The organism is Achromobacter sp. Root83 (assembly GCF_001428845.1).
Lineage (GTDB): Bacteria > Pseudomonadota > Gammaproteobacteria > Burkholderiales > Burkholderiaceae_B > Achromobacter.
On sequence record NZ_LMIU01000003.1, the window covers coordinates 15449 to 41234 of the forward strand.

Annotated in this window: 23 protein-coding genes; 12 read left to right on the forward strand and 11 right to left on the reverse strand. The window is 66.0% G+C overall.

Annotation, left to right across the window (positions count from 1 at the left end):
• Positions 1 to 351 precede the first annotated feature (351 nt).
• The 7 genes from ASE30_RS06305 to ASE30_RS06335 all read left to right on the forward strand — a co-directional run bounded on the left by ASE30_RS06305 (position 352) and on the right by ASE30_RS06335 (position 7622).
• Positions 352 to 1374, forward strand: coding sequence for an amino acid ABC transporter substrate-binding protein (locus tag ASE30_RS06305; protein ID WP_057283452.1), 1023 nt, complete (start codon positions 352 to 354; stop codon positions 1372 to 1374).
• 135 nt (positions 1375 to 1509) lie between these two features.
• Positions 1510 to 2376, forward strand: a complete 867-nt coding sequence (locus ASE30_RS06310) for an IclR family transcriptional regulator (RefSeq protein WP_057283453.1) — start codon at positions 1510 to 1512, stop codon at positions 2374 to 2376.
• A 287-nt stretch (positions 2377 to 2663) separates the two neighbouring features.
• Positions 2664 to 3572, forward strand: coding sequence for an arginase family protein (locus ASE30_RS06315; RefSeq protein ID WP_057283579.1), 909 nt, complete (start codon positions 2664 to 2666; stop codon positions 3570 to 3572).
• A gap of 53 nt (positions 3573 to 3625) precedes the next feature.
• A complete protein-coding gene (locus ASE30_RS06320; protein WP_057283454.1) occupies positions 3626 to 4414 on the forward strand; it encodes an ABC transporter substrate-binding protein in 789 nt (262 codons plus the stop codon).
• 30 nt (positions 4415 to 4444) lie between these two features.
• Positions 4445 to 5137 carry an amino acid ABC transporter permease gene (locus ASE30_RS06325; RefSeq protein WP_057283455.1) on the forward strand — a complete coding sequence of 231 codons (693 nt, stop codon included), beginning with the start codon at positions 4445 to 4447 and terminating at the stop codon, positions 5135 to 5137.
• Positions 5138 to 5140: 3 nt separating this feature from the next.
• The gene (locus tag ASE30_RS06330) at positions 5141 to 5893 is read left to right on the forward strand and encodes an amino acid ABC transporter ATP-binding protein (RefSeq protein ID WP_057283456.1); all 753 of its coding nucleotides are present in this window, start codon (positions 5141 to 5143) and stop codon (positions 5891 to 5893) included.
• Between the two features lie 169 nt (positions 5894 to 6062).
• Positions 6063 to 7622 (forward strand): acetolactate synthase large subunit, encoded by a 1560-nt coding sequence (locus ASE30_RS06335; RefSeq protein WP_057283457.1) that lies wholly within the window; start codon positions 6063 to 6065, stop codon positions 7620 to 7622.
• A 33-nt stretch (positions 7623 to 7655) separates the two neighbouring features.
• Here the strand turns inward: ASE30_RS06335 and ASE30_RS06340 are convergent, their stop codons facing one another.
• The 8 genes from ASE30_RS06340 to ASE30_RS06375 all read right to left on the reverse strand — a co-directional run bounded on the left by ASE30_RS06340 (position 7656) and on the right by ASE30_RS06375 (position 15227).
• A complete protein-coding gene (locus tag ASE30_RS06340; RefSeq protein ID WP_057283458.1) occupies positions 7656 to 8366 on the reverse strand; it encodes an ABC transporter ATP-binding protein in 711 nt (236 codons plus the stop codon).
• On the reverse strand, positions 8363 to 9127 hold the full coding sequence (locus ASE30_RS06345) for an ABC transporter ATP-binding protein (protein ID WP_057283459.1): 765 nt from the start codon (positions 9125 to 9127) through the stop codon (positions 8363 to 8365). Before ASE30_RS06345 ends, ASE30_RS06340 begins: the two co-directional genes overlap by 4 nt.
• On the reverse strand, positions 9120 to 10178 hold the full coding sequence (locus ASE30_RS06350; protein WP_057283460.1) for a branched-chain amino acid ABC transporter permease: 1059 nt from the start codon (positions 10176 to 10178) through the stop codon (positions 9120 to 9122). Before ASE30_RS06350 ends, ASE30_RS06345 begins: the two co-directional genes overlap by 8 nt.
• A gap of 2 nt (positions 10179 to 10180) precedes the next feature.
• Complete coding sequence (locus tag ASE30_RS06355; RefSeq protein ID WP_057283461.1) at positions 10181 to 11062, reverse strand: branched-chain amino acid ABC transporter permease; 882 nt, start codon at positions 11060 to 11062, stop codon at positions 10181 to 10183.
• 36 nt (positions 11063 to 11098) lie between these two features.
• Complete coding sequence (locus tag ASE30_RS06360; RefSeq protein WP_057283462.1) at positions 11099 to 12259, reverse strand: ABC transporter substrate-binding protein; 1161 nt, start codon at positions 12257 to 12259, stop codon at positions 11099 to 11101.
• 31 nt (positions 12260 to 12290) lie between these two features.
• Positions 12291 to 13115: an alpha/beta fold hydrolase gene (locus ASE30_RS06365; protein WP_057283463.1), complete on the reverse strand. Its 825-nt coding sequence runs from the start codon at positions 13113 to 13115 to the stop codon at positions 12291 to 12293.
• Positions 13112 to 14671: a benzoate-CoA ligase family protein gene (locus ASE30_RS06370; protein WP_057283464.1), complete on the reverse strand. Its 1560-nt coding sequence runs from the start codon at positions 14669 to 14671 to the stop codon at positions 13112 to 13114. Before ASE30_RS06370 ends, ASE30_RS06365 begins: the two co-directional genes overlap by 4 nt.
• A 79-nt stretch (positions 14672 to 14750) precedes the next feature.
• Positions 14751 to 15227, reverse strand: coding sequence for a DUF4863 family protein (locus ASE30_RS06375; protein WP_057283465.1), 477 nt, complete (start codon positions 15225 to 15227; stop codon positions 14751 to 14753).
• 177 nt (positions 15228 to 15404) lie between these two features.
• Between ASE30_RS06375 and ASE30_RS06380 the strand changes: the two genes are divergently transcribed.
• The 5 genes from ASE30_RS06380 (at position 15405) to ASE30_RS06400 (ending at position 21521) form a co-directional block, all read left to right on the forward strand.
• Entirely contained in the window at positions 15405 to 16313 is a 909-nt protein-coding gene (locus tag ASE30_RS06380) for a helix-turn-helix transcriptional regulator (RefSeq protein ID WP_057283466.1), read from the forward strand.
• Between the two features lie 189 nt (positions 16314 to 16502).
• The gene (gene boxC, locus ASE30_RS06385) at positions 16503 to 18161 is read left to right on the forward strand and encodes a 2,3-epoxybenzoyl-CoA dihydrolase (RefSeq protein WP_057283467.1); all 1659 of its coding nucleotides are present in this window, start codon (positions 16503 to 16505) and stop codon (positions 18159 to 18161) included.
• 111 nt (positions 18162 to 18272) lie between these two features.
• The gene (boxB, locus tag ASE30_RS06390; RefSeq protein WP_057283468.1) at positions 18273 to 19700 is read left to right on the forward strand and encodes a benzoyl-CoA 2,3-epoxidase subunit BoxB; all 1428 of its coding nucleotides are present in this window, start codon (positions 18273 to 18275) and stop codon (positions 19698 to 19700) included.
• A gap of 56 nt (positions 19701 to 19756) precedes the next feature.
• Positions 19757 to 21004 carry a benzoyl-CoA 2,3-epoxidase subunit BoxA gene (gene boxA, locus ASE30_RS06395; protein WP_057283469.1) on the forward strand — a complete coding sequence of 416 codons (1248 nt, stop codon included), beginning with the start codon at positions 19757 to 19759 and terminating at the stop codon, positions 21002 to 21004.
• A 73-nt stretch (positions 21005 to 21077) separates the two neighbouring features.
• Positions 21078 to 21521, forward strand: coding sequence for a MaoC family dehydratase (locus ASE30_RS06400; RefSeq protein ID WP_057283470.1), 444 nt, complete (start codon positions 21078 to 21080; stop codon positions 21519 to 21521).
• A gap of 5 nt (positions 21522 to 21526) precedes the next feature.
• Here the strand turns inward: ASE30_RS06400 and ASE30_RS06405 are convergent, their stop codons facing one another.
• The 3 genes from ASE30_RS06405 to ASE30_RS06415 form a co-directional block, all read right to left on the reverse strand.
• Positions 21527 to 22513: a TRAP transporter substrate-binding protein gene (locus ASE30_RS06405; protein ID WP_057283471.1), complete on the reverse strand. Its 987-nt coding sequence runs from the start codon at positions 22511 to 22513 to the stop codon at positions 21527 to 21529.
• A gap of 179 nt (positions 22514 to 22692) precedes the next feature.
• Complete coding sequence (locus tag ASE30_RS06410; RefSeq protein WP_057283472.1) at positions 22693 to 23886, reverse strand: acyl-CoA dehydrogenase; 1194 nt, start codon at positions 23884 to 23886, stop codon at positions 22693 to 22695.
• A gap of 133 nt (positions 23887 to 24019) precedes the next feature.
• A complete protein-coding gene (locus ASE30_RS06415; protein ID WP_057283473.1) occupies positions 24020 to 25702 on the reverse strand; it encodes a thiamine pyrophosphate-binding protein in 1683 nt (560 codons plus the stop codon).
• Positions 25703 to 25786 lie beyond the last annotated feature (84 nt).

Here is a 25786-nt window from a genome sequence, read left to right on the forward strand (position 1 = left end):
GTCTCCTCCATGAATCGGCCGAATTTCGATGCGCGTCTGGTTTTTTATTGACGCGACCGGCTTTTTTAAAGGGCTGCGGCTTTGCTGGCTATCGGACAAAGGCGCAAAAAAAGTATGGCACGCACCGGCGGGGCCGGCGGGCTGCGACGGACTCGATAAAGTTCGATCACCGGACAAAGGGGGAAACCCCGTTCCAGGGCACCGTTCCTCGGGTTTTCACTAGGAAGCACTGCATGGTTCACGCTGTGGACATCGCTTAATCTGGCGGCCCGGGCCCCGTAAAGCAGAGCCTGTTTCCCGCCGTGGGACGGCCACAAGCCGCGCACGGACACCCATCTCAGGAGAGCCAAAATGAAGCGGACTATCATGGTTGCAGCCGGCGCGATCGCCCTGGCGTGCGCGTCCCAGGCGGCGCTGGCGGGCCCCACGCTGGATGCGGTGAAAAAGAAGGGTTTCGTGCAGTGCGGCCTGACCGACGGCGTGTCCGGTTTCTCCGCGACCAATAGCAAGGGCGAATGGGAAGGCATGGACGTGGACATCTGCCGCGCCGTCGCGGCGGCCGTGTTCGGCGACCCGACCAAATTCAAGGGCACGGCGCTTTCCACGCAGCAGCGCTTCACCGCGCTGCAATCGGGCGAGGTCGATGTGCTGCTGCGCACCGTCACCCTGACCCAGACGCGAGACACCTCGCTGGGCCTGGCGGCCGTGGCGGCCAGTTTCTACGACGGCCAGGGCATCCTGGTGAGCAAGAAGCTGGGCGTCAAGAGCGCCAAGGAACTCAACGGCGCCACGGTCTGCGTGCAGCCCGGCACCACCACCGAGCTGAACCTGGCCGACTGGTTCCGCGCGAACAACATCGAGTTCAAGCCCGTCGTGATCGACAAGGTCACGGAAGTCGTGCGGGCCTTCGAATCCGGCCGTTGCGACGCCTTCACGGATGACTCCTCGCAATTGGCCGCCGTGCGCGCGACGCAAGTGGCCAATCCGAACGACTACGAGATCCTGCCGGAACGCTTCTCCAAGGAACCGCTGGGGCCGATGGTCCGGCAGGGCGACGAGAACTGGCTGGGCATCGTGCGGTGGACCTTGTTCGCGCTGATGGAGGCCGAGGAATACGGCATCACGCAGAAGAACGTGGACGAGATGCTCAAGAGCAAGAACCCCAACATCCTGCGCATCCTGGGCGTCACGCCCGGCGCCGGCAAGAATATGGGCGTGGACGAGAAGTGGGCCTACAACGCCATCAAGGCCGTGGGCAACTACAGCGAAGTATTCGAGCGCAACGTCGGCAAGGACAGCAAGTTGGGCCTGCAGCGCGGCACGAATGCCCTGTGGAACCAGGGCGGCGCCATGTATCCGTGGCCGATCCGCTGACGCGGGCAGGCTGACGCAAGGCGGCCCGCGATGCGGGCCGCCTTCTTTCTGTCTTGCATACTGGTAATCGCAGAGCGATATATGTGAACCGTTCTGCGGTACGCTATGCGCTTTTCCTCAGCACCGTCAGGCGCCATGACCCAGACTCCAAATCCCGAGGACTCCCCGTTGTTCATCGCCGCGCTGGCGCGCGGCGTTTCCGTGTTGCGGGCGTTCAGCGAAGGGCAACCCGCGATGACCCTGCCCGAACTGGCCGAGGTCACGGGCCTGAGCAAGAGTTCGGTGCAGCGCTTTACCCATACCCTCTGGACGCTGGGCTATCTGCGCAAGGATCCGGCCAGCAAGAAATTCTCGCTGGCGCCCTGGTCGCTGGAACTGGGCATGAAGTATGTGCAGACCAGTCCGCTGGTGCTGGGCGGCAACCCCTTCCTGCACACCTTGAACCGCAACAGCCAGGAAACCTGCAGCCTGGCCGAACCCGACGGGCTGGACATGGTCTATGTGGCGCGCTTCGCCACGCACAAGGAAATGTTCGTGAACATGCCGGTAGGCATGCGCCTGCCCCTGTATTGCACGGCCGCCGGCCGGGCGGTGCTGGCCAAGCTGGACCCCGCCGTGGCGCGTGGCCTGCTGGAACGCTGCGACCGCAAGCCGTACACCGGCGACACCATCACGGATATCGACGCCTTGCTGGCCGAACTGGATTTCGCGCGCCGGCACGGCTATGCGCGCTCCAACGGCGAGTTCTACCCCGGCGACATCACGGTCAGCGCGGCGGTGCTGGATGCCGGTGGCACGCCGCTGGGCGCGGTGAACGTCTCGGTGCCGTCCAGCCGCTGGACCTTTGAACAGGCCCAGGCGGTGTTCGGCCCGCAGGTGGTGGAAACCGCGCATGCCATCAGCGCATCGCGCACGTTGGGGCGTTCGCATCCCTTCTACGACATGGAACCGCCCGGCGGCGCCTTGCGCGGCGCCATGCCCCTGGCCGGCGACGAGGCCTGATGCGCTTTTGCTGCATGCCGGTGCGCCGCCGGTGCACCGCGATGGCGCGCGCACGGCGGAATTCCATACTTAATTAGTCGGATATAAAAATCGCCTCTAGGGGGAACTCCCTAATTGGCTGCATGGCTGCTTGCTTGCTAATCTATTTATGACACGATCGTATCGCATAGCGATTTGACCAAATCTAAATTGAGGTTCCGGCGCAGCCCTTGCGCACGGAGCCTGACCCCAGGAGCCGCGTTGTGCCGCAGTCAGCCGAAGTCTGTTTCCATCCCGTAGCGGGATTCATGGGCCTGCCGTCGATCCGTGACGCAAGCGCGGGCCAAGCCCGCGCCTGCGTGGTGGGCATCCCGTTCGATTGCGGCACGCATCCGTTCCGCGTGGGATCGCGCCAGGGGCCGGACGCCATCCGCGAGCAATCCCGATTGCTGCGTCCCGTCGACATCTTCCGCCGCAACGGCATCGACAATCCGCCCGATTTTCTGCGTGCGATCGACGTGGGCAACGTTGCCTGCCATCCCGGCGATCCGGATGCGTCCTATCCGCTGATCGAGGCCGGCATCGGCGCCATCCTGGAAGCGGGCGCGATCCCGATCTCGATGGGCGGCGACGGCGCGGTAACGCTGCCGCAATTGCGCGCGGTGGCGCGGCGCCATCCGGATTTCGTGGTGCTGCATTTCGACTCGCACACCGACACCTATCCCATCCCCGGCTACAACACCGCCACAACCTTCACGCGCGCCGCGGAAGAAGGCCTGCTGGACGTGGCCTCCAGTTTCCACGTGGGAACGCGGGGCAGTTCCTTCATGCCGGGGGTGCTGGAATTCGGGCGCGAGGTCGGCTACACGATCGTGCCCTACGACGACTTCGACCGGGATCAGCAGGCCGCGCTCGCGGACATCAAGCGCCGCATCGGCGAGCGTCCTGTCTACCTGTGCTTTGACATGGACATCTTCGATCCGTCCTGCGCGCCGGGCGTATGCACGCCGGAATGGGGCGGGCTGTCGGCCAAGGAAGGGCTGGCGCTGCTGCGCCAGTTGGCCGGCCTGAACTTCGTGGCGTTCGACGTCAACACCGTGTCGCCGCCGCAAGACGTGCAGGGTGCGACCGCCTTTTTGGCCGCCACCGTCATGCAGGAGTTCTTCGCATTGGCGGCGGTGGCGGTGCAGCAGTACCCGCAAGGGCGTCCGGCCTGAGCCGCGGGTCCGGGGCGTACGCCACGGTCATTCATTCATCCAAGGGGAAAACGATGAAACTCAACTCCATCCTGATGGGCGTGGCCGTGGCCAGCCTGCTTATCCATTCCGGCGCGCATGCGCGCAAGCTGGACGAGGTGCGCGCCGATAAGAGCCTGGCCATCGTCACCACCGCGTCCGCGCCGCCGCACGGGTTCAAGAATCCGAAGTCGAACCGGTTGGAGGGCATCATGGTGGATGTGGCCGCGGGCGTGGCCAAGCATCTGCAGGTGTCCGACAAGCTTTCCGACGTGCCGTTTTCCGGCCTGATCCCCACGCTGACATCCGGCCGCGCCGATGTCATGTCTGCGCCGCTCTTCATCACCGAGGAACGCGCGAAGGCCATCGACTTTTCCGCGCCCGTCTACGAATGGGGCGAGGGCATCGTGGTCAGCGACAAGGCGACCCGCAAGTACGCCAAGTTCGAAGACATGCAGGGGCAGCGCGTCGGCGTGCTGGTGGACTCCGTCCAGTTCAACATGATCAAGGACATGCCCGGCACCAAGGTCACCACCTACCAGGACTACTCGACCTTGCTGGCGGACGTGCGCGCCGGCCGCATCGATCTGGGCATTGTGGATCCGCCCAGCATCATCTACCAGATCCAGACCAAGAACATTCCGGGCGTGAAGCTGGACACGGGCTATCAGCCGCAGCGCAAGTGGCAGGTGGGCATGGCCGTGCAGAAGGGCAACGCCGCGCTGCTGGAAGCCGTCAACGGCGCATTGGCCGAGATGAGAAAGAGCGGCGAAATGGCCGCCATCGGCCAGAAGTGGGGCGTGTCCGACCTCATCAGCAAGTAAAGCCGCACCGGCACGGATAAGGAGCACGACTTGGATTTCGCTACCCTGCGCATGTACCTGGCCCCTCTGGCCGAGGGCACGGTCTGGACCCTGGCCCTGTTTTTCTGTTCGGCATTCCTGGCGGTGGCGCTGGGCCTGGTCGTCTGCCTGTGCCGCCTGTCGCCCTCGCGGCTGCTGAGCCGCGGCGCGCGCTTCTACATCGAGGTGATACGGGGCACGCCGCTGCTCCTGCAACTGTTCTACATCTATTACGGCCTGCCCGAGATGGGCGTGGTGATCAACGGCTTCGTCGCTGGCGTGCTGGGCCTGACGCTGAACTTCGGCGCCTACCTTGCCGAGCTGTTCAGAAGCGGCATCCAGTCCGTGGACACCGGGCAGTACGAGGCCGCGCGCGCGCTGGGCCTGGGCAAGGTCCAGCGGCTGCGCCGCATCGTGCTGCCGCAGGCGTTGCGCACGGTGTTCCCGGCGCTGGGCAACTATGCGCTGGTGCTGATCAAGGAGACGTCGCTGGTCGCCGTCATCAGCGTGTACGAGCTGATGCGGGCGGGCGAGATGCTGGCGGGCGCCACCTTCCAGGCGCTGACCGTCTACACGATGGTGGGCGTCATCTATTTCGCCATGTGCAGCGTGCTGTCGTATGCGTTCCGGCGTTCCGAAAAACGCCTGACCGTGCCGGGCTACTGGAGCGGCGCCGGCGAAAACCATGACATTTCCAAGGCCTGAACGATGGACGCACTGAACGACTCCGCCCCGATCATCACCATGCAGGGCGTATCCAAGTGGTATGGCGAATTCCAGGTGCTGGACGATCTGGCGCTGGAGGTGTCGCCCGGGGAAAAGCTGATCCTCTGCGGTCCGTCCGGTTCGGGCAAGTCCACGACGATACGGTTGCTGAACCGGCTGGAGGAACACCAGAAGGGCCGTATCGTGGTCGACGGCATCGAACTCAATGAAGACGTGAAGAACATCGAGCGCATCCGTGCCGAGGTGGGCATGGTGTTCCAGCACTTCAACCTGTTCCCGCACCTGACCGTGCTGGAGAACTGCACGCTGGCGCCCATGCTGGTCAAGGGCGTGCCGCCCGGCGAAGCCCGGTCGCGCGCGATGGAATACCTGGAGCGCGTGCGGATCCCGCAGCATGCGGACAAGTATCCCGGCCAGTTGTCCGGCGGCCAGAAGCAGCGCGTGGCGATCGCGCGCGCGCTGTGCATGCAGCCCAAGATCATGCTGTTCGACGAACCCACCTCGGCACTGGACCCCGAGATGGTCAAGGAAGTGCTGGACACCATGGTCGCGCTGGCCAGGGACGGCATGACCATGGTCTGCGTGACGCATGAAATGGGCTTTGCGCGAGAGGTGGGCGACCGCGTCGTGTTCATGGACCAGGGGGCCATCGTCGAGGCCGACACGCCGGACAATTTCTTTTCGGCGCCCCGTTCGGAGCGCGCGCGGGCCTTTCTGGGGCAGATACTGGGCTGAGGCGCCCCGGGGCGGTTATGCTAATTCCGGTTGGCGGAACACTGTGGGAATGGTTCCATGCGCACAAGCTGAAATGGCTCTATGCCGTTGCTCCCGCGCTCCCTATCATGTCCGTCAGCCGGGCGCGGATGCGCCCCTCGATGCCATTGATAACGATTAGGGAAACACGATGAACGGCGCTGACAGCCTTTGCGATACCTTGCTTGCCAATGATGTGGATGTTTGCTTTGCAAACCCCGGCACCTCGGAAATGCACTTTGTCGCGGCACTGGATCGCAAGCCGAAGATGCGCTGCGTGCTGGGCCTGTTCGAAGGCGTGGTGACGGGCGCGGCCGACGGCTACGCGCGCATGGCCGACAAACCCGCGGCGACCCTGCTGCACCTGGGACCGGGCCTGGGCAACGGCCTGGCCAACCTGCACAACGCCAAGCGCGCGCGCACCCCGATGGTCAACATCGTCGGCGACCACGCCACCTATCATGTCCAGTACGACGCGCCGCTGACCAGCGACGTCGAAGGCGTGGCGCGGCCCATGTCGCACTGGGTCAAGCGCACCATGACGGCGGCGGGCCTGTCCGCGGACGCCGCCGAAGCCATCGGCGTGGCGCGCCGCGCGCCGGGCAATATCGCCACCCTGATCCTTCCCGCCGACACCGCCTGGACCGAACTGCCGGACAATTCCCCCGCGCCCGTGCAGGTCAAGGACGCGGCCCTGGCCCAGACCTCCGCAGAGGCCGTGCGCGCAGCGGCTGCCGCCATCCGCTCCGGCGAAACGACCGTACTGATGCTGGGCGGCGCCGCGCTACGCGAGCGCGCGCTGAACGCCGCCGGCCGCATTGCGCGCGCTACCGGCGTGCGCCTGGTCTCGGAAACGTCGAACCGCCGCATCGAACGCGGCGGCTCGCGCACGCCGGTCGACCGCCTGCCGTATCCGATCGACCTGGCCGTGGCCAAGCTGAAGGACGTGAAACACCTGGTGCTGGCCGGCGCCAAGTCGCCCGTCGGCTTTTTCGCCTATCCCGGCAAACCCAGCCTGCTGGCCCCGCCGGACAGCAATCAGGTGGTGTTGGGCACTGCCGAACAGGATCTGGCCCACGCGCTGGAATGGCTGGCCGACGAACTGGGCATCGCCGCCGACGCGCCGCGCCTGGCCGCGCCCGCCGCCAGTTACGAAGTGCCCCAGTCGGGCAAGCTGACGGGCGCCGCCGTGAACATCCTGGTCGCGCACACCTTGCCCGAACAGGCCATCGTGTGCGATGAGTCCATCACGCAAGGCCGCGAATTCCCGATCTACAGCGCCAGCAGCGCGCCGCACGACTGGCTCATGCTGACGGGGGGCGCCATCGGCATCGGCCTGCCGATGGCGACGGGCGCCGCCGTGGCCTGCCCGGACCGCAAGGTCATCACGCTGCAGGCCGACGGCAGCGGCATGTACACCTTGCAGGCGCTGTGGACGCAGGCGCGCGAGAATCTGAACTGCCTGACCGTGATCCTGGCAAACCGCTCCTACGCCACGCTGCACGGCGAGATGAAGAACGTGGGCGTGCAGGAACCGGGCCGCAACGCCCGCCGCATGCTGGACCTGGAAGAGCCCTATCTGGACTGGACGCACCTGGCCCGCGGCATGGGCGTGGAAGCGGTCAGCGTGGATACGGTGGAAGGCTTCGCGCGTGCCCTGGCCGACGGCCTGAAGCGCCGCGGCCCCTTCCTGATCGAAGCGGTTATCTAAGGCGCGCGGCGCTGCTATTGGCGTCCGCCCGCCCTACACCCCCAGATAGCGCGTCAGTTGCTCGGGTTGCCGGGCCAGCGACGCGCTGTCGCCGTCCTGCACGATCAGCCCCTTTTCCATGACCAGGCAGCGGTCGGTGTGTTCCAGCACCGCCCGGTAGTTGCGGTCCACGATCAGCGTGGACATGCCGGTGGCGCGGATCTGGCGGATGATCTTCCAGATTTCCGCGACGATCAGCGGCGCCAGGCCCTCGGTGGCTTCGTCCAGGATCAGCAGGTCGGGATTGGTCATCAGGGCACGGCCGATGGCCAGCATCTGCTGTTCGCCGCCGGACAGTTGCTGCCCGCCATGCGCCAGGCGTTCGCGCAGGCGCGGGAAGGTGTCCAGCACCCGCGAGTAGGTCCAGTCCTGGCCGGCGCGTTTGCCGGGGCGAGCGGCCACCTGCAGGTTTTCGCGCACGTTCAGGTTGGGGAAGATGCCGCGTCCCTCGGGCACGTAGGCCACGCCCATCCGCGCGATGGCGTGCGGCTGGGCGTGCGTGCAGTCGCTGCCTCGCACCCGCACATTGCCCTGCGCGCTTTTCACATGGCCCATCAGGCTGCGGATCAACGTGGTCTTGCCCATGCCGTTGCGGCCCACCAGGCCCACGGATTCACCCGGCGCGATGTGCATGTCCACGCCGCGCAGCACATGGCTGGCGCCGTAGTAGACGTGCAGGCCGCCCGCTTCGATCAGCGCGCTCATTGGCGGCCTCCGGGTTCGTCTTCGCCCAGGTAGGCCGTGCGGACCTCGGGATTCGCGCGGATGTCCGCGGGCGTGCCGCTGGCGATGGCGGCGCCGTTGACCATGACGGTGATGGTTTCGGCGATGCGGAAGACGGCGTCCATGTCGTGTTCGACCAGCAGGATCGCGTGGCCCGCCTTCAGCGACTGCAGCAGGTCCAGGATGCGGTCCGTTTCTTCCGCGCCCATGCCGGCGAGCGGTTCGTCGAGCAACAGCACCTGCGGTTCGCCCGCCAGGCACATGGCGATTTCAAGCTGGCGCTTGCGGCCGTGCGGCAGCAGGCCCGCCGCGCGCGCGGCATCGCCCGCCAGACCGGTGCGGTCCAGCGCGTCGCCGGCCAGTTCAGCGCTGCGGCGGCAGGCCGATGCGTCGCGCCACCAGTGCCAGAAGCGCTGACGGCCCGCCTGCGCGGCCAGGCGGCAGTTTTCGAATACGCTCAGTTCGGGAAAGATGGTGGACCGCTGATAGCTGCGGCCCAGCCCGGCGCGGGCCCGCTCGGGCTGGCGCCACGCGGTGATGTCGCGGCCGTCCAGCATGACCTGGCCGCTGCTGGGCGCAAGCTCGCCCGACAGGATGTTGATCAGCGTGGATTTCCCCGCGCCATTGGTGCCGATCACGGCGTGAACCTGTCCGCGGCGCAGTTGCAGCGACACGCCGTTGACCGCGGTCAGGCCGCCGAAGCGGCGGGTGACCGCGGTGGCGGCCAGCAAGAGATCAGACATGGGGTTCCCCCTGAATGGGCAGCCGCGCCGGCGTGCCCGCGCCATCCTTGCGGACCGGCGTGCTGGCATCGTTTCTTGTGGCCGCGGCTCGCGCCTCGCGGCGCGCGCGCCATTGGGCCGGCAGCCCGGCAAGCCCGTTGGGCAACAGCGCCACCAGCGCGATGATGGCGATGCCCAGGGGCAGATGCCAGTGGCGGGCATAGTCGCCAAACAATTCCTGCGACTGGAACAGCTCTTGCAGCAGCACCAGCGCCACGGTGCCCAGCACGGCGCCGCCCAGGCTGCCCATGCCGCCCAGGATCACCATCAGCAGCACCATGCCCGATTGTTCCCAGGCCAGCAGCTCCGGCGTGACGAAGCCGTCCTTCAGGGCGAACAGAAATCCCGCCAGGCTGGCCAGCGTGGCGCCGACGACGTAGGCGGCAAGCTTGTAGGGATAGGTTGAATAGCCCGCCGCCCGCATGCGCTGTTCGTTGATGCGGATGCCGGTGAGCGCCGCGCCGAATGGCGAGCGCCGCAGCAGCGCCAGGAAACCCCAGCTCAGCGCCAGGCAGGCCAGCACGAAGAAGTAGAACGTGGACGCGTTGCCCAGGTCGAAGGGCATCCAGCCGCCCAGGGACAGCTCGGGCCGGAAGTACAGGTAGATGCCGTCGCTGCCGCCGCCTATCTTGGTGTCATGGAATACGTAATAGGCCATCTGCGAAAACGCCAGTGTGACCATGATGAAGTACACGCCGCGCGTGCGCAGCGCCAGCGCGCCGGTCACGGCGGCATACGCGGCGGCGGCCAGCAGGGCCGCGGGCAGCAGCCACCACAGGCTGGCCGCTTCCGACTCGGGCGACAGCAAGGCCGCCACATACGCCCCGATGCCGAAGAAGGCGGCATGCCCCAGGCTGACCATCCCCGCGCCGCCCACCAGCAACTGCAGGCTGAGCGCGAAGATCGCGTAGATCATGATCTTGACCGCAAGGCCGGTGTAGTAGTCGCTGCCGCTCCAGGAAAAGGCGGCCAGCGCCAGCAGCGCCACGATGGGCAGGAATCGGTTCAACATCGCTAGCCCTGTTTGAACAGCCCTTCGGGCTTGCAAAGCAGAATGAAGGCCATCAGCAGGTACACCAGCACGCCCGCCGCGGAAGGAAACAGCACTTGGCCGAAGGTTTCGGCAAATCCCACCAGCATCGCGGCCAGAAAGGCGCCGCGGATCGACCCGATGCCGCCGATCACGACCACCACGAAGCAGATGATGAGCACGCCGTTGCCCATGCCGGGGTACACGGACGACACGGGCGCCGCGATGCTGCCGGCCAGCGCCGCCAGCGCCACGCCCGCCGCGAACACCAGCCGGTAGAGCTTGTTGATGTCGATGCCGAGCGAGCCGATCATTTCGCGATTGCTGGCGCCAGCGCGCAGCATCATGCCCAGCCGCGTGCGCGAGATGACCCAGTACAGCAGCAGGGCGACCGCGATGCCCACCGCCGAGATGAACAGCCGATAGACGGGGTACGTCATGATGCCGCCCAGCGGGATGCTGCCTTGCAGCCAGGCGGGCAAGGGCACACCATGCACGTCATTGCCCACCAGGATGCTGCGCAGTTCCTCGAACACCAGGATCAGGCCATAGGTCATCAGCACCTGCTGCAGGTGGTTGCGCTTGTACAGATAGCTGAAGAACGCGGCTTCCAGCAGATAGCCCAGCACGCCGGCCGCCAGCACGCAGACCGCCAGCGTCATCAGGAACCCGCCGCCCAGCCACCGGTCGACCAGCGGGCCCAGCGCGAACGCCATGTAGGCGCCGATCATGTAAAAACTGCCGTGGGCAAGATTGATGATGCCCATGATGCCGAAGATCAGCGTGAGTCCGCTGGCCACCAGGAACAGCAGCAAGCCATACTGGAAAGCGTTCAGGCTCTGGATGAGCAGGATGCCGATGTCCATGGGGCCTCCCGTGGTGGACGCGGTTAGGGGCGGGGCCTAGAGCTTGCAGCCGCGGGCGGGGTCGGCCAGCTTCTTCACGGCGACCTCGACGACCTTGTTCTCCAGGCCGTCCACCTGGCGCAGGTAGATGTCCTGCACCGGGTTGCCCGCCGCGGACAGCGTGAACGGTCCGCGCGGGCTGTCCACCGTGGTGCCGCGCATCGCGCGGCGGAAGTCTTCCTTCTTGGCGAAGTCGCCCTTCACGGCGGTCAGGCCCGACTGCATCAGTTGCGCGGCGTCGTAGCCCTGCACCGCGTACACGTCCGGCTGCGCCTTGTAGGCCTTGGCGTAATCGGCGCGGAAGGCGTTGTCGCGCGGGGTGTTCAGGCCGTCGGCATAGTGCAGCGTGGTCAGCAGGCCTTGCGCCGATGCGCCCTGGGCTTGCAGGGTGCCGTCGGTCAGGAAGCCGGAGCCGTACAGCGGTATCGTCTTGTCCAGCCCGGCCGCGTGGTAGTCCTGCACGAACTTCACCGCGCCGCCGCCGGCGAAGAACGTGAAGACCATGTCGGGCTTGAGCGCCGCGATCTCGGTCAGCAGCGATTGGAATTCCACATTGGGAAACGGCAGGCTCAATTCGCGCACGACCTTGCCGCCGGCCTTCTCGAAGCCTTCCTTGAAGCCGCCGATGGCCTCGTCGCCCGCCGCGTACTTCCAGGTGATGGTGACGGCCGTCTGATGGCCCTTGGCGCGCGCCACCGGGCCCATCGCGTACGCGGGCTGCCAGTTGGTGAACGACGTGCGGAAGATGCCGGGTCCGCACAGCGGACCGGTGATCGCGTTGGCGCCCGCATTGGTCACGATCAGAGTGGTGTCGGCATCCTTGGCGGCCTTGGCCAGCGCCATCGCCACGCCCGAATGCACCGTGCCGATCAGCACGTCGACCTGGTCGCGCTTGATCAGGCGATTGGCGTTTTCCGCGGCCTTGGCCGGATTGGACTCGTCGTCCACCTTGAAGTATTCGATCTCGCGGCCGCCCAGCTTGCCGCCCTGTTCGGCGACATACAGCTTGAAGCCATTCTCGATGGCGTTGCCTAGCGCCGCGAAGGTGCCGCTGTAAGGCAGCATGAAACCGACTTTGAGCTTGTCGGCGGCCTGTGCGCCACCGGCGGCGAGCGTCAGGGCTGCGGCCAGCGCAGCCCGGGTCAGGACGTGGTTCATGGTATGTCTCCGTACTTGTTATGGGCTTGGATCAGCCGGGTTTGCCCTGCGCGCCGACAAAGTTGGCGACGGCCTGGATAACGGTGGCGGATTGGTCCTTGTGCGGCGAATGGCCACAGTCCGGAATCTCCAGCAGTTCGGTTTGGGGCGCGCGCCGCCGGATGCCGCGCACCTGCTCCAGCGTGCCGTATTCATCGTCCACGCCCTGGATGGCAAGCACGGGGCAGGCGATGCGGGGCAGATATTCCTCGATGTTCCAGCGGCGGAATTCCGGCGTGAGCCAGATGTCGTTCCAGCCCCAGAAGGCCGAATCCGCGTCCTGGTGATGGCGGCTCAGCCTGGCGCGCAGGTCCGCTTCCAGATAGGCGCGCCGCGCCAGCGCGATGTTCGACACGGAGACATCCTCGACGAAGATATGGGGCGCGGCCACCACGATCCCGGCCACCGCGTCCGGATGCATCGCCGCGTAGAGCAGCGCGATGGAGCCGCCGTCGCTATGGCCGAATAGCACCGGCTTGTCCCTGGCGGGGTCGATGCCCAGCGCGGTGAACAACGCGGGCAGCACCTCGCGCGCCTCTTGGTGCATGAAATCCACGGGCCATTTTTCCTGCGGCGGGCGCGCCGTCGACTGCCCGTACCCATAACGGGAATACACCAGTCCGCGGCAGGCTGCCGCGTCGCATACGCGCCGGGGCCAGTCTTTCCACATGGACACCGATCCCAACCCTTCATGCAGGAACACCAGCAGCGGTGCCTGGCGCCGGCCGGGTTCGATCCACTGGCATTCCAGCCGCATGTCGCGTCCGCGCGCATGGATGCCGGCAAAGACGGTGTCGGCCACGGCGGTCGCGGTCATAGCGCCGTCTCTTCCAGTTGGCGCAGACGGAAGCGCTGTATCTTGCCCGTGGCGGTCTTGGGCAGCTCATCCAGAAAATTGATCTGGCGGGGATACTTGAACGGCGCCAGATGTTGTTTCACGTAGCGCTGCAAGTCCGCGCCGGTCTGGTCATCGGGTTCGAACCCCGCGCGCAGCACCACGTAGGCCTTGGTCTTGACCAGGCCATCGTGGTCCGGCACGCCGATCACGGCGGCCTCCAGCACGGCTTCGTGCTGGATCAGGATGTTCTCCACCTCGACCGGCGAGACATACTGGCCGCTGACCTTGATCATGTCGTCGCTGCGGCCGGCGTAGGTGTAGTAGCCGTCCTGGTCGCACACGTACTTGTCGCCGCTTTTGAGCCAGTCGCCCAGAAAGCACTGGCGCGTCTTGTCGCGGTTGTTCCAGTACATCAGCGCGGCGCTGGGACCCTTGATGTAGAGGTCGCCGATGGCGCCCGGCCCGACGGGCATGCCGTTATCGTCGCGAAGCTGCACTTCGTAGCCGGGCACGGGCTTGCCGGTGGTGCCGTAGCGCAGTTGCCCGGACTGGTTGGAAATGAAGATATGCAGCATCTCGGTCGAACCGATGCCGTCCAGGATTTCACAGCCGAAATGGCGCGTGAAGCGTTCGCCGATGTCGCGCGGCAAGGCTTCGCCGGCCGACGTGCAGACGCGCATCGACACCTGGTCCCGCGGCGGCAGGTCGGGCGAGGCCAGCATGCTGGCGTACAGCGTCGGCACGCCATAGAACACGGTGGGACGATGCCGCGTCAGCCGCTGGAACACGGCCTGCGGGGTGGGGCGTTCGGCCATCAGGACCACGGTGGCGCCCACCGCCAGCGGGAAGGTCAGGCCGTTGCCCAGGCCGTAGGCGAAGAACAGCTTCGCGGCGGAGAACACCACGTCGCTTTCCTGGATGCCCAGCACGGGCTTGGCATAGAGCTCGGCCGTGTGCCACAGGTTGCCATGGGTGTGGACCACGCCCTTGGGCTTGCCGGTGGAACCGGACGAATACAGCCAGAACGCGATCTCGTCGGACAGGGTGCGCGCGGCGGGGGCAAGGGCAGAGCCGGCCAGCAGGGACTCGAATTCGTGTGCCCCGTCGGGCAGGCTGGCGCCGGGTTGCGACACGACCAGGTGTTCGATGTCGGCCTGCGCTTGCGCCAGGGCCGACTGCGCGGCGGGCAGCAGGGCGCCTGACACGAAGACGGCGCGCACGCGGCTGTGCGCAATGATGTAGGCGTAGTCGTCCGCGGTCAGCAGGGTGTTCACGGCCACCGGCACCACGCCGGCATGCAGCGCACCCAGGAACACCACGGGCCAATCGGCCGTGTCCTGCATCAGCAGCAGGATCCGTTCTTCGCGGCGCAGGCCAAGCCCGCGCAAGGCGCCCGCCATGCGGGCCACGCGTTCCGCCAATTGCCCGTAGGTGATCTGGCGCGTGTCGTCGATATAGGCAAGTTTGGCCGCGCGGGGCGCGTTCAGTGCCGCCAGATGACTGGCGAAGTTCAGTTCGGCGGGGCAGGTATTCACGGTTGTCTCCTGATGTCCTGGCGGGCGATGCGTTGCCGATGCTTGTTTTTTTGACGGCAACGCGGGGCGGGCGTGGGCGCTAGCTGTCCGGGCGCGTGAATTCGATGGCGCCGCCGGGCAGCAGATACAGCACCAGGGCGCGGCCCCGCGTGACGGTGGGACTATGGCTGCTGCCCGGGCCGTAGACCAGCCAGCCGGCGCCATGGCCGTCGAAGCGGGCATCCTCGGTCAGGGGCATGATCATGTCGATCTCGCCATTGGGATGCGCGTGGTGGGGGCCGGCCAGATCGTCCATGTCGACGACGTCGACGGAACAGTCCTGCAGGTCGGCCGCCGGCCTGATGACGCGGCCATACCGGATGCCGCCGCCTTCGCGGCCGCACATCCAGCCGTCCGCCACACCCTGCCTGCAGGTGGCGAAGATGTCCTGGAACAGGGCGCTTTGGGGGCCGGCCTGGCGGTTCAGCCGCGCTTGCAGCGCGCCGTCCAGTGGCTGGCCGGCCATCAGGCGCGTCACGTCGCGCATCAGGGCATGGAACTGGTCTGGCGTGCTCACGGGGCTACTCCTTTACACTGTCGGCGCTTCAGAAGTCAGTGAATTCGACTGCTGTTTTTTTGCACCTGAACAGCTTTGAACTCGTTGGATGGAAAAATAGTGCTTCCTTTGATTTGGGTCAAGCACTATAGTGCATAAAAAAGCGGTAATCAGGGTATTTGCGGAGTCAGTCCAAACATGAATCAAGCGCTAGACGCGGCGCCAGCCGAACCCCGGCGGGAAGTCTTCCTGGTGGCATTGGGCGAGCGCGTGCGCCGCCTGCGCGCCATCCGGGGCATGACGCGCAAGGGGCTGGCGCAGGTGACCGGCGTGTCGGAACGCCATCTCGCCAATCTTGAACACGGCGTGGGCAACGCTTCGATTCTCGTGCTGCTGCAGATCGCCCGCGCGTTCAACTGCGCCCTGGCCGAACTTGTCGGCGACGTGACCACCGAATCGCCCGACTGGCTGCTGATCCGCGAATTGCTCAGCGGCCGCACGGAATCCGACCTGCAGCGCGCGCGCGAGGCGTTGAGCCAGCTCTTCGGCGTCGGGGCGGGCGCGCAACGCCCCAACCGCACCCAGCGCGTCGCGCTCATCGGCCTGCGCGGGGCGGGCAAATCCACGCTGGGCCAGATGCTGGCCGACGACCTGGGCTACCCCTTCGTGGAGCTGAACCGCGAGATCGAACGCGTGGCGGGCTGCGGCATCCTGGAAATCCACAACCTTTACGGCCCCAACGCCTACCGCCGCTACGAACGGCGCGCGCTGGAAGAGGCCGTGCAGATCTATCCGGAAATGGTGCTGGCCACGCCCGGCGGGCTGGTGTCGGAACCGGCCACCCTGAACCTGCTATTGACCCATTGCTATACGGTCTGGCTGCGCGCCACGCCGGAAGAGCACATGGGGCGCGTCATGGCGCAGGGGGACTTCCGGCCCATGTCGGGCAACAATGAAGCAATGGCCGACCTCAAGCGCATCCTGGCCGGGCGCGAAGCCTTCTACGCCAAGGCCGACCTGACCTGGGTCACCAGCAACCTGGAAGTCTCCGAAAGCTTCGCGGGCTTGCGCACGCAGGTGCGCAAGGCTTGCGGCCTGCCGTTGTAGACCCGCTTTCCCGCCGTCTCCGCAAGCCGCCCGTAGGGCGGCTTTTTTGCGTGTCCCTCTGGGCAAGCGTAGACCTGCACTTTTATGCATATCTTGCTTGACGCGGTATTTCGCCTGCATTAATCTGCACAATAATTCATGTGGTGCAATATTTTTCCTGTCACAGCAGGGCGTCAGAGGAGACACACTATGAGCAGCACCATCAGCCGGGTCGATTTCAGGACCGAGCCCGCCCAGTACCGCCACTGGCGCCTGTCGTTCGACGGTCCGGTCGCCACGCTGGCCATGGACGTGGCCGAGGATGGCGGCTTGCGCCCCGGCTACAAGCTGAAGCTGAACTCCTACGACCTGGGCGTGGACATCGAACTGCAAGACGCCTTGCAGCGCATCCGTTTCGAGCACCCGGAAGTGCGCAGCGTGGTCGTGACCAGCATGAAGGACCGCATCTTCTGTTCGGGCGCCAATATCTTCATGCTGGGGCTGTCCACCCACGCCTGGAAGGTCAACTTCTGCAAGTTCACCAATGAAACCCGCAACGGCATCGAAGACTCCAGCCGCCATGGCGGGCTGAAATTCATCGCCGCCCTGAATGGCGCCTGCGCGGGGGGCGGCTACGAACTGGCGCTGGCCTGCGACGAGATCATACTGATCGACGACCGGTCGTCGGCGGTGGCCTTGCCCGAGGTTCCCTTGCTGGGCGTGTTGCCGGGCACGGGGGGGCTGACCCGCGTGACCGACAAGCGCCGCGTGCGCCACGACCACGCCGACATCTTCTGCACCCTGGTCGAAGGGGTGCGCGGCCAACGGGCCAAGGACTGGCGGCTGGTGGACGACGTGGTCAAGCCCGCCCGCTTCGAGGCCGCGGTGCGCGAACGCGCGCTGGCGCTGGCGCAGGGCAGCGACCGCCCCGCGGGCGAGCCGGGCGTCGCCCTGACCCCGCTGGCGCGCACCGAAACCGCCGACCGCCTGTCCTACCAATATGTGGATATTCAACTTGACCGCGAAAAGCGCCAGGCCACCTGGACCGTGCGCGCGCCGCAGGGGCCGGTCGAGTCCGAGTTGAACGACATTCTTGCGGCGGGCGCCGGCTGGTGGCCCTTGCGGATGGCGCGCGAACTGGACGACGCCATCCTGACCATGCGCACGAACGAACTCGACATCGGCACCTGGGTCCTGAAGACGGAGGGCGATCCGCAGGCGGTGCTGGCGGCGGACGCCGCGTTGCAACGGCATGCGGACCATTGGTTCGTGCGCGAGACCGCCGGCATGCTGCGCCGCACGCTGGCGCGCCTGGACGTCACGTCGCGCAGTCTGTTCGCGCTGATCGAACCGGGCTCGTGCTTCGTCGGCACCCTGCTGGAACTGGCGCTGGCGGCCGATCGCAGCTACATGCTGGACAACGAGGACGCCGCCGCGCCCGCGCGCATCGTGGTCGGCGAACGCAATTTCGGCGCCTATCCGCTGGTCAACGGCCAAAGCCGTCTGCAACGCCGCTTCTATGAAGAGACAGAGCCGCTGGAAGCGGTGCGCGCGCGCGCCGGGCAGCCCCTTGCCGCAGCCGACGCGCTGGCGCTGGGACTGGTGACCTACGCGCCGGACAGCATCGATTGGGACGACGAGGTGCGGATGGTGCTGGAAGAGCGCCGCGCGCTGTCGCCCGACGCGCTGACGGGCCTGGAGGCCAATCTGCGCTTCGGCGGCCAGGAAACCATGGAGACCCGCATCTTCGGCCGGCTGACCGCCTGGCAGAACTGGATCTTCAATCGCCCCAACGCGGCGGGCGACAAGGGCGCGCTCAAGCTGTATGGCAAGGGCGAGCAGGCCACGTTCGACTGGAACCGCGTCTGAGCGGCCAGGCTTTCACCGATCAAGGCCACGGCGGGCGCAAGGCGGGCCCGTTCCACAGGCCCCACGACCATGCGCCGTGCCGTAAGCGGCCCCATCCCAGGAGCAGAGACAATGTCCGGCATCAACTACACCGACAAGATCCCCAATAACGTCAATCTGTCCGGCGACCGCGCCTTGCAGCGCGCGCTGGAGCATTGGCAGCCCAACTATCTGCAGTGGTGGCAGGACATGGGGCCGGACGGCTCTCACGGTTTCGACGTATACCTGCGCACGGCGGTCAGCGTGGAACCGGACGGCTGGGCGCATTTCAACCACGTCAAAATGCCCGATTACCGCTGGGGCATCTTTCTGGCGCCGCAGGACGGCCAGCGCAAGATCCACTTCGGCGAAAACATGGGGCGGGACGCGTGGCAGGACGTGCCCGGCGAACACCGCGCCAATCTGCGCCGCATCATCGTCACGCAGGGCGACACCGAACCCGCCTCGATCGAGCAGCAGCGCCATCTGGGCCTGACCGCGCCGTCCCAGTACGACCTGCGCAACCTGTTCCAGATCAACGTGGAAGAAGGCCGCCACCTGTGGGCCATGGTGTACCTGCTGCATCGCTATTTCGGCCGCGACGGCCGCGAGGAAGCCGACGCGCTGCTGCAGCGCAGCTCCGGCGATTCGGACAATCCGCGCATCCTGGGGGCCTTCAACGAAAAGACGCCCGACTGGCTGGCGTTCTACATGTTCACCTACTTCACCGACCGCGACGGCAAGTTCCAGCTTTGCGCGCTGGCCGAGTCCAGCTTCGATCCGTTGGCCCGCACCACCAAGTTCATGCTGACCGAAGAAGCCCACCACATGTTCGTGGGCGAATCCGGTATTTCGCGCACCATCCAGCGTACCTGCGAAGTGATGAACCAGCTCAAGACCGACGACCCCGAAAGCGTGCGCGCCGCCGGTGTGATCGACCTGCCCACCATCCAGCGTTACCTGAACTTCCACTACAGCGTCACCATCGACCTGTTCGGCGCGGACCAATCGTCCAACGCCGCCATCTTCTACGGCTCGGGCCTGAAGGGTCGTTACGAAGAAAGCAAGCGCACCGACGACCATCAGCTCAAGAACGACACGTATCGCGTGCTGAGCGTGAACAACGGCAAGCTGAACGAGATCGAGGTGCCGATGCTCAACGCCCTGAACGAAGTGCTGCGCGACGACTTCATCCGCGATTCCGTGGCCGGCATCGGCCGCTGGAACAAGGTCATCGAGAAGAGCGGCATCCCGTTCCGCCTTCAGGTGCCCCACAAGGCATTCAACCGGCAGATCGGCACGCTGGCCGGCATCCGCATGTCGCCCGAAGGCGAGATCCTGTCCGACTCGCAATGGCAGGCCAACCAGCACAAGTGGCTGCCCACGCCGGAAGACCGCGCCTTTGTCGCCTCGCTGATGGGGCGTGTGACAGAGCCCGGCAAGTTCGCCAACTGGATCGCGCCGCCCGTCATGGGCGTCAACCGCCAGCCGGTGAATTTCGACTACGTCCGTTTCAACTGAAAGCGGAAAGGGCGGCGCGCGCGTCCGCGCCCCGCCCGCGCATTGGGAAGACCGCGATGAATGCCCCTTTACCCGTAGATGTCCTGAAGCAGCATCTGATCGATCCCGAGATCTGCATCCGCTGCAACACCTGCGAAGAAACCTGCCCCGTCGACGCGATCACCCACGATTCCGCCAACTACGTGGTGGATCCGGATATCTGCAATGGGTGCATGGCCTGTGTGCCGCCGTGCCCGACGGGGTCCATCGACAATTGGCGGCTGGTGGTGCGGGCCGAGGCCTATTCCGTGCAGGAGCAACTGGGCTGGGAGGAACTGCCTGGGGAAAAGTCCCTGCCGGCGCAAGCCGCGCCGGAATCCACGCAAGCAGAATCCGCCGCCCCGGACCCGGCCGCGTTCGCCGAACCGCCAGCGGCGGCCATGCCTGCCGGGGCCTCCGTCCCGCCCTGGTCCGCGGCGCATCCCTACGTGAATTTGTACACGCACAAGACGCCCATGACGGCAACGGTGGTGGGCAACTACCGCGTCACGGGCACGGACACGGAAAGCGATATCCATCACATCGTGCTGGACTTCGGCGAGCTGCCGTTCCCGGTGCTGGAAGGGCAGTCCATCGGCATCCTGCCGCCTGGCGAGGACGCGCAGGGCAGGCCGCATCACGCCCGCCAGTACTCGCTGGCCAGCCCGCGCGACGGCGAGCGGGCGGGCTACAACAACCTGTCGCTGACCGTGAAGCGCGTTACCCAGGACTACGGCGGCGCCGCCGCCCACGGCGTCTGCTCGAACTATTTGTGCGACCTGGCCAAGAACGATACCGTGCGGGTGATCGGCCCCTTCGGCCACACCTTCCTGATGCCCAACCATCCGCGCGCCAATCTGATCATGATTTGCACGGGGACGGGATCCGCGCCCATGCGCGCCATGACCGAGCGCAGCCGGCGCCGGATCGGCACCGGTGAAGTCGGCAGGCTCATGCTGTTCTTCGGCGCCCGCACCGAACGCGAACTTCCTTATTTCGGCCCCTTGATGAAGCTGCCGCGCGACTTCATCGACATCAACCTGGCGCTATCGCGCGAGGCCGGCCAGCCCAAGCGCTATGTTCAGGACCTGATCCGCGAACGCGCGCCCGCTGTCCGCGAACTGCTTGCCGACCGGAACACCTGCATCTACGTCTGCGGCCTGAAAGGCATGGAAGTCGGCGTGCTGGACGCGTTGCGCGAGGTCATGGTGCAGGCGGGCGAGGATTGGTCTATCCTGCATGATGTGCTGCGCCGCGAAGGCCGGCTGCATTTCGAGACGTACTGAGTCCAACACAACAGATGCGTGACGATCGGCGCGCCTGGGCGCGCCGATTTCGTTTGCACGGGGAAAGCCAAACATGAAGTTCGCGGAATTCAAGGACGGCATGCTGATCAAGGCCGGGCCGATCAGCGTGACGGAAGCGGAGATCCTGGAGTTTGCCCGGAAGTTCGACCCCCAATGGTTTCACACCGATCCCCAGCGTGCCGCCGAGGGGCGCTGGGGCGGGCTGATCGCCAGCGGCTGGCACACCTGCGCGTTGGCCATGCGCATGGCGGTGGACGCCGCCCTGCATGACTCCGAATCCTTCGGCTCGCCCGGACTGGGCGAAGTGCGCTGGCGCACGCCGGTGCGGCCCGGCGACACCCTGCGCCTGGAAGCGCGCGTGCAAGGCGCGCGCACCTCGTCGTCGCGCCCGGACCTGGGCATCATCACCTGGGCCTGGACGGTCCTGAACCAGCACGACGAAGGCGTGCTGGAAATGGAAGCGACCAGTCTGTTCGACCTGTCGGGCAATAACTGAGGCGGCTACCGCTTGCCTGCCTGCTTCAGGATGGCGGCGGCTTCCGGCCCGGCCGCCGCCTTCCAGGCATTCACGGATTCCGCCGCGGCGTCCTTCAGCGCCTTGCGCACCGGCAATGGCACGGACGTGTTGATCGCCACGCCGTTCTTGCGCATGCTGGCGTAGTTCTGCTGCAAGCGGCCTTCAATGCGTTTCCACTGTTCGGCCTCGGTCTGCGCGGCCGCCTGGTCGATCGCCTTGCGCGTGCGCGCATCCAGCGCCTGATAGGCCTTCAGATTCATCGTGGCCACCGAGATCGGCATCGCGTAGTTGATCTCGGCGAAGTTGGGCAGGTGTTCCCACAGCTTGCGGCCCGCGCCGCCGTCGCCTGAAGACAGCACGGCGTTCATCTCGCCGGACGCGATGCGCGGCATGGCGTCCGCGAACGAAATGTTCTGCGCGCGGGCGCCCGCCCTCTGCATGACGTCCTGGGAGGTCGCGTCGTAGGTACGGATGTTCAGGCCCTTGAACGCGGCCATGCCGTCGATCTTTTCTTTGGACCAGATGCCCGAGGCCGGCCAGGGCGTGGTGTAGAGCAGCTTCTGGCCGTGCGCAGCCAACAGTTTCTCGTACGCCGGACGCGCCGCCTTGTTGAGGTTGCGGGCCTTGGACAGCGAGTCCGCCAGGAAGGGCAGGGAGGACACGCCGAACAAGGGGTACTTCGTGGCCAGCGCGCCGGCGAAGGCGTCTCCCGCATCCACCTTGCGCGCCTCGACCGCGTCTATCATGTCGCCCGATTTGATGCCCTTGGCCGCATCGAAACTGGCGTCGATGACCACATTGCCGGCCGTCTTGGCGCGCACAAGTTCCGCAAACGTGGACACGCCTTGCCCGGGCATGGAGGTGGCCGGATATTCGGTAGCCATGGTGAGCGTGGTGACGGCATAGGCGCCATGGCCAATGAAAGCCATGGCGATGCCCGCCATCAGGCGTAGGGATGGGATGCCTTGCATGCGCGACTCCTGGTCGGGGGGTAGCCGCAAAGCGTACGGCGTGTGCAAGCCCGCGCCTATACGGGCTTTCGGCAATGCGCCAAGGACGTAGCCTGGCGATCGGGCGCATGGCCCATTGCGCCGGCCCAGAAAAAAGCCGCCCCATCGGGGCGGCTTTGTCGGCTATGCCGGGCAGGCGATCAATAGAACGCCTGGATGCCCGTTTGCGCGCGGCCCAGGATCAGGGCGTGCACGTCGTGGGTGCCTTCGTAGGTGTTGACCACTTCCAGGTTGACCAGGTGGCGGGCCACGCCGAATTCATCGGAAATACCGTTGCCGCCCAGCATGTCGCGGGCCAGGCGGGCGATGTCCAGCGCCTTGCCGCAAGAGTTGCGCTTCATGATGGAGGTGATCTCGACGGCGGCGGTGCCTTCGTCCTTCATGCGGCCCAGGCGCAGGCAGCCGGCAAGCGCCAGCGTGATCTCGGTCTGCATGTCGGCCAGCTTCTTCTGGATGAGCTGGTTGGCGGCCAGGGGGCGGCCGAATTGCTTGCGGTCCAGCGTGTACTGGCGGGCGGTGTGCCAGCAGGCCTCGGCGGCGCCGATGGCGCCCCAGGCGATGCCGTAGCGGGCGGAGTTCAGGCAGGTGAACGGACCCTTCAGGCCGGACACGCCGGGCATCATCTGATCGGCCGACACTTCCACTTCGTCCATGACGATTTCGCCGGTGATCGACGCGCGCAGGCCGACCTTGCCGTGGATGGCGGGAGCCGACAGGCCCTTCATGCCCTTGTCCAGGATGAAGCCGCGGATCTTGCCGTCGAAGTCGCCGCCGACGCACTTGGCCCAGATCACGAACACGTCCGCGATAGGCGAGTTGGTGATCCACATCTTGTTGCCGGAAATCTTGTAGCCGTCGGACGTCTTGACGGCGCGCGTTTCCATGTTGCCGGGGTCGGAGCCGTGGTTGGGTTCGGTCAGGCCGAAGCAGCCGATCCATTCGCCGCGAGCCAGCTTGGGCAGGTATTTCTTCTTTTGCTCTTCGCTGCCGAATTCGTTGATCGGCACCATCACCAGCGACGACTGCACGCTCATCATCGAGCGGTAGCCGGAGTCGATGCGTTCGACTTCACGGGCGATCAGGCCGTAGCTGACGTAGTTCAGTTCCGCACCGCCGTATTCGGCGGGGATGGTGGCGCCCAGCAGACCGAGCTCGCCCATTTCGGAGAAGATCTCGGGGTCGGTCTTCTCGTTGCGGAAGGCGTTCAGGACGCGCGGAGCCAGCTTGTCTTGCGAATAGGCATAGGCGGCGTCGCGCACCATGCGTTCTTCTTCGGTCAGTTGCTGGTCCAGCAACAGGGGGTCTTGCCAATGGAAAGAGGGATTCGAGGACATGCTGGGTCTCCGTTATGGATTTCCGTAACCGGAATCTGGAAAGTAGTTTAAACCTAAAATAATTCGGGCGGCAAGTCGGGGTTTGCACGGCGCCGCGCCTGGGCGCGCCGCCGGGTCCGGTGCCGCCCGGGTATCAGTGCTGGGCCTTCAATGCCGCGTCGCGGATCTTTTCCAGGGTCGTGGACGGGGTGATGGTTTCCGGATCGATGAAGCAGTGCAGGATCGCCGGTTTGCCGCTGGCCAGTGCCCGTTCGAAGGCCGGACCGAACTGTTCGGTGGTCTCGACGCGTTCGCCGTGGCCGCCAAAGGCGCGCGCGTAGTCGGCGAAGTCCGGGTTCTTGAGTTCGGTCGCGGACACGCGGCCCGGGTAGTGCTTTTCCTGGTGCATGCGGATCGTGCCGTACATGCCGTTGTCCACCAGCACCACGATGATGGGCAGGTCGTACTGCACCGCCGTGGCGAATTCCTGGCCGTGCATCAGGAAGCAGCCGTCTCCCGCGAAGCAGACGACGGTCTTGTCGGGCCAGACGCGCTTGGCGCCTACGGCGGCGGGCAGGCCATAGCCCATGGAACCCGAGGTGGGCGCCAGTTGCGTGCCAAAACGGGTAAAGCGGTGGAAGCGGTGCAGCCACGTGGCGTAGTTGCCCGCGCCATTGGTCATGATGGCATCCGCCGGCAGGGTCTTTTCCAGATAGGCCATGACCTGGCCCATCTGCAGCGCGCCCGGCGTCGTGATGGATTCGGGGTCGCTCCACTTCAGGAACGACTCGCGCATGGCCTGGGTGCCTTCGGCCCAGACGGGCTTGGCGGGCGCCTTCAGGCCGGCCAGCGACGCGGCGAAGGCGGCGGGCGAGGTATTGATGGCGAGCGTGGGGCGGTACACCCGGCCCAGTTCGGCGGTGTCGGGATGCACGTGCACCAGCTTCTGCTTCGGGACCGGAATATCCAGCAGCGTGTAGGCCTGGCTGGGGTTCTCGGACATGCGGCCGCCGACCAGCAGGATCAGGTCCGCGTCGGCCACGCGCTTCTGCAGCGCGGGGTTGATGCCCAGGCCCACGTCGCCGATGAAGCATGGATGGTCGGCCGGGAACAGCATCTGGCGGCGGAACGACACCGCGGTAGGCAGGGCATGCCGCTGCGCGAAATCGGCGAATTGCTGCACGGCGCGGGCATCCCAGCGCGTGCCGCCCAGGATGGCGACCGGGTTCTTGGCGCCGGCCAGCAGTTTTTCCAGGTCGGCGAGCTGGCCGGCCGTGGGGGCGGAGTCGATCAGTTCGTAGCGCGGGGCGTCGGCCACCTTGGCGGCTTCGACGAGCATGTCTTCGGGCAGGGCGATCACGACCGGGCCGGGGCGGCCGGACGTGGCGATGTGGAATGCGCGCGAGATCAGTTCGGGAATGCGTTCGACCTGATCGATCTCGGTGACCCATTTGGCCTGCGTGCCGAACACGGCGCGGTAGTCCATTTCCTGGAAGGCTTCGCGTTCGCGCATGCCGCGTTCGATCTGGCCGACGAACAGGATCATGGGCGAGGAGTCCTGCTTGGAAATATGCACCCCGGCCAGCGCGTTGGACGCGCCCGGGCCACGGGTCACCATGCAGATGCCGGGCTCGCCGGTGAGTTTGCCGTGGGCGTCGGCCATCATGGCCGCGCCGCCTTCCTGGCGGCATACCGTAACCTTGATGTCCGCGTCGTGCAGGCCATCCAGCACCGCCAGATAGCTTTCGCCGGGAACGCAGAACACATGTTTGACGCCCTGGGCGACCAGTTGGTCGACCAGAATGTGACCGCCAAGGCGGGAATCTTGCTGAGGCATGGTGATGTCGTGGTTAGCCTAGGTTAGGACTCCCGAGCATATGTTCCCTGAGCGCACAACGCAATTGATAAAATTGCACAATCT